Source organism: Pseudoalteromonas sp. NBT06-2, from assembly GCF_002276045.1.
Classification (GTDB): domain Bacteria; phylum Pseudomonadota; class Gammaproteobacteria; order Enterobacterales; family Alteromonadaceae; genus Pseudoalteromonas.
This window is the reverse complement of record NZ_NQMR01000250.1, coordinates 1-4,064: the sequence shown is the minus strand read 5'-3', so window position 1 is coordinate 4,064 and position 4,064 is coordinate 1. Positions and strand designations below refer to the sequence as shown.

The window sequence follows — 4,064 nt, the reverse complement described above, 5'->3', positions numbered from 1 at the left end:
GAAATATAAAGTCAGTGATACCCCATACTTTGCCAATTTGACGTAAAGCGCTTATGCCATCACCATGATGATAAAAAGCCGGTACTGCTTGTTCGGTGTATTGGGTATTTGGGTAAATAAACTCTAATCCTAAATAACTGAGTTCGTTTAAAACAGCCGGCACAGTGGCGTGCCTAATTGCCATAGGCTTAGGAAATGATAAAGCGCCTAATAATTCTCTGCAGGTTAAAAACCAATGGCCATTACTTTGGTGTTTAGATTCAATCACACCTAAAAAATATGGCTGCATATGTGTTACTTGATACCCTAAGTGTAATTCAACCATACCGCTTGGTTCGTTGTCACATACCACTTTAAAAATGGCGCGCCCTGGGCTAAATAAATCTAAGCTAACATTATCAGATACTAAGTTAGTTACTTGTATGCCGCCTATGGTTAATATTTTGGTAAGTCGGTTGCTATCACTCATTATGGCCCGTCACTATTTTCAAAAGCGTGTTGTACTGAGTTATGGCCATCAACTACTTGTGTTTGACTGTTTTCAGCTGCGGTACCATCTATTTGTTGCTGGGTTCGCTCTGCTGTTGAGAGTTTTTCTAATAATTTAAAGGTAACTATCCACGCTTGTACTTCCTCATCTTCAACGGATTTTACATCACCATCAAATTTAGCCTTTCTGACTTTGTAAGCTTGGGTTACATCACTGTTTATTGTACGCACTATGCGAGCGCCGTTATCATCAGTGCCTTTTGCCATAGTGATTAAATCAGCCAGTTCAGCGCTATCTAAAAAAGGTATTTTAGTTGTAACCGATACCACTGCAGGTTTAACCCCATCATCACTATTTAGTGCAAAAGAGCCAAAACCACTTAAATCATCACCGGCCAATTTAATGCCACAACTTACTTTGGTTTCATAACCTGGTACCCGCCAACCATCAATTGAAATCATGAAAATAATTCCTTGATTGGTTTTAGTTGTTCAGTGCTACCAACAAAACAACAATAGGCCCAATGTGTATCATTGTTACCTAAGCTTTTTAGTTGCTGCGCCAATGATGTGGCACTCTTAGCGTTATAATTATTAACGGTTAAATTTGTGCCCACTTCAAAAGTGGTATTCGTTAACCGCTGCTCTCTTTGACTTTTTAACGTTGCTAAATGTGTTAATTCACTATCAATATCTGTGATTAATAGACGCCCTTCATCAGCCACTAAAACTAAACTTGAATCATTAAAAGCGTTTGCTAATGCAGGTATAAAACGGCAATCGCTTAAGTTTTGCCATTCAATACTTTGCTCAGTTGTTGGCAAAATCATTTTATCGGTATCAAGGGTATTTAAACTTTTAGCGTAGGCAGCTGCTTGTATAAATACAGGTATCGGGCATTTATCATTAAAGGGGGTTAATTGGTTGTTTAGTTGGCTGCTCGTACTGGCACTTACATTTAATACCACCGCATTAAAATAGCTTGGTCTATCAATACGTGTTGTATCTATTAATGCATCAGCCAGTAATTCACTTGCTTGTGCACTACTGATTGATGAAGCTGTCATATAGCTATGTAAAGATATAACAGCCACATCTTTTAATAGTGTATTTAATTGCTCGCGTTGGGCATTAAAGCTAGGGGGTATTTGCATTAAATTTCATCCCATTCAATGCTGTTGTAACAATGGTTTTTATCAAACCAAAATAACGTGTTTATAACTTTTTCAGCAAGTAACCATCTTTTCTTTTTTGTTTTGTGTGCCTTATAACCGACTCGACCGCTTATAGTATGGTCTTCACTACCATTTAAAAGTAACACATTAAAAAATGCGTCTATTACAATCAGTAAGCGTAAAATATAGCCTTTATTCTTATTCATAATCACACCACTTTAAACGTGTGTTCAGCAATTCGAAACATTGGCTCTGGCAATTCTGAATTTAATAGCTCAGTATTTACAATCCACTCTCCGCCTGTTTTAAAATTCAAGGCGATTTCAAAGTTATTATTATCATCAATGGTTGCAATCATGTAGCATTTACGGCTCGTATCAGTTCTTAGAAATGGCACTGTAAATGTATTTTTAGGTATATCTAAAGTACCTCTAACTACGTAATTAGTGTTTTCTAATAGAGTATAGTTATTATCTGAATCACTAAAGTCAGATAATGTATTGGCGATATCATCTATTTTAATTTCAAGTAAATGCTCAGTTGATGGTGTGTACACTGGTATTTTTCTGATTGTCATTATCCGATCCTCATATATGTTTCAACGCCGCGCCCTTGTGTCACAACATACTCAGCGCCCACGGATTTTTTCATTTCATGAACTTCTGCCAAGTCCTTGTGTGTAACGTAAAAGGTGCCGCTTCCATTTGATGTTATGCCGCACGCTTTTGTAACATTTGTATCATTATTGCTTTTATTGTTGATTTGAATTCTCCCCATAGGAGCACCATCTGCCGAATATTTATATACATGTCCCGTGTTAGTGTTTGATATATAAATAAACCCTCCATCGCAGGTTATACCGCTAGACATATGCGGTCCTGAAAACGCTCGACCTGTAAGCGTTCCATCATCGGAGAACTCAATCACTCGAAAGTGATTGCTTGAATTCTTAAGCAGCCAGATACTAGCTCCGTTAAAAGCAATGCCTTTAATACTGCCGCCCCCAGTAGTACCTAATGTTATCGATTCTTTTTGTGTCATATCCTCTGTAAATTTATATATTTTGTTTGAGTTGCCCATTACCCACAAATCAACACCGTCACTTGTTAGCCCTACTATGTGTTGAATTTCATCAGGCAAGTTATACTCGCCAACATAATTACCGGACAGCGTGTATTTATGTATTATCTCATCGCTTGAATTGCCCGCTATGTAAATATAACCTCTCAATACCTCGATAGATACTTCACCAACTGCCGCGTGATTAAAGTAAAAACCAGTTGGTAAAATTAAATTAGAAGATGCATGAGGATAGCTAGCCAAATCATCTTCGCCCAAGCCGCTTCTTAAATAAGTTGCTCCGCTTTGCGGGTTTACCCATGTATCCACGCCATTTACTTGCAGTTCGCACAGTGAATTTATTGGCACATCACCACCGGAACTGCTTATAAATTTATCCATGTTACCAAGCCCTATATTGTTATTGAATGAAGTTTCAGACGAAGAAAAGTGAACCATTGCACTGTTAGTTGCGTAAAATGCAACGCGAATTAAGCAAGCTTTTGATATTGTCATTTCATGCGACGTGCTGCCATAATTAACCCCGTCAGGAGCAAGGAGTACGCCGTCTGGGTTTTTAATAGTGAGCAATCCTGCGGGGTTTGTGTTTTGAATTTCTATAACGTCACCCTCATTGAATGTACTGCCGTCAATTTCTATCGTGCCATCATTTACAACCCATAGTAATAATCTAGGATTTGAACCAAAGCTAGACTTGCCAACTGTTAAAGTGGAGGTTAAATTTGTATAATAAGAATTAGACTTGCTCTGTGTGGGAGTTGGTATTCCGTCCTGTGTAAGCTCGCCAGTTAACGCCGCGCCTGTGGGTGTTGGATGAAATTTAGCAATTCCGTTGTAATAAAGCACAGGTCTTACGTTTTCATCTGCGCTTATTTCAAGTGCTTTCTTTGATACTCCGCTTGTGTTCCTCGCACTAAATGAAATATCATTACCATGACCGTAGGAGTTAAAGTACAAATTCCCAGTGTACTGCTCTATTCTAGTATTGCTGCCATCATGATACATTCTTGTATCTGCACTATTTCCAAGTCGTAGTTGCTTATTATCATAAAATGTCATCCCGCCGTTAAATACATAGCACTGCGCGTCTCCGTTTGACCTAAATACCACAGACACCTGACCATCAAGGTTTAAATACCTCTTATTAGTCTGAATATTAAAATCATTTCCGTCATGCCATATTTTTCCGTAACTACCAACTGAGTCAGGACCAAACATTAGAGTGGTATGTAAATCAACTCTAGTATCGCCAGTAATTACACCGCCAGATGTTGGTAGCGCGTCTATTGTTGCGGGTGTTAGGTTTCCTTCGTGATATAT

Annotated in this window: 6 protein-coding genes; all 6 read right to left on the bottom strand. The window is 38.4% G+C overall.

The genetic code is table 11. The annotated features are described in order from the left end of the window. Positions 1 to 469, bottom strand: a 469-nt coding sequence (locus CJF42_RS24830; RefSeq protein ID WP_095369194.1) for a hypothetical protein, incomplete at its 3' end; no start/stop codon positions are given. After that, the gene (locus CJF42_RS24825; protein ID WP_095369193.1) at positions 469 to 951 is read right to left on the bottom strand and encodes a baseplate complex protein; all 483 of its coding nucleotides are present in this window, start codon (positions 949 to 951) and stop codon (positions 469 to 471) included. The genes CJF42_RS24825 and CJF42_RS24830, both read right to left, overlap by 1 nt. Further along, positions 948 to 1,643: a hypothetical protein gene (locus CJF42_RS24820; RefSeq protein WP_095369192.1), complete on the bottom strand. Its 696-nt coding sequence runs from the start codon at positions 1,641 to 1,643 to the stop codon at positions 948 to 950. Before CJF42_RS24820 ends, CJF42_RS24825 begins: the two co-directional genes overlap by 4 nt. Then, positions 1,643 to 1,870 (bottom strand): DNA helicase UvrD, encoded by a 228-nt coding sequence (locus CJF42_RS24815; protein WP_095369191.1) that lies wholly within the window; start codon positions 1,868 to 1,870, stop codon positions 1,643 to 1,645. The genes CJF42_RS24820 and CJF42_RS24815 overlap by 1 nt, the downstream gene beginning before the upstream one ends. Positions 1,871 to 1,872: 2 nt before the next feature. After that, positions 1,873 to 2,241 carry a hypothetical protein gene (locus CJF42_RS24810; protein ID WP_095369190.1) on the bottom strand — a complete coding sequence of 123 codons (369 nt, stop codon included), beginning with the start codon at positions 2,239 to 2,241 and terminating at the stop codon, positions 1,873 to 1,875. Then, a partial coding sequence (locus CJF42_RS27855; protein ID WP_212668866.1) for an NHL repeat-containing protein occupies positions 2,241 to 4,064 on the bottom strand: 1,824 nt, incomplete at its 5' end. The genes CJF42_RS27855 and CJF42_RS24810, both read right to left, overlap by 1 nt.

Excerpts from the sequence above, each read along its gene's own strand:
- CJF42_RS24815 (WP_095369191.1), bottom strand. The coding sequence starts at position 1,870 with ATGAATAAGAATAAAGGCTATATTTTACGCTTACTGATTGTAATAGAC.
- CJF42_RS24820 (WP_095369192.1), bottom strand. The coding sequence starts at position 1,643 with ATGCAAATACCCCCTAGCTTTAATGCCCAACGCGAGCAATTAAATACA.
- CJF42_RS24825 (WP_095369193.1), bottom strand. The coding sequence starts at position 951 with ATGATTTCAATTGATGGTTGGCGGGTACCAGGTTATGAAACCAAAGTA.
- CJF42_RS24810 (WP_095369190.1), bottom strand. The coding sequence starts at position 2,241 with ATGACAATCAGAAAAATACCAGTGTACACACCATCAACTGAGCATTTA.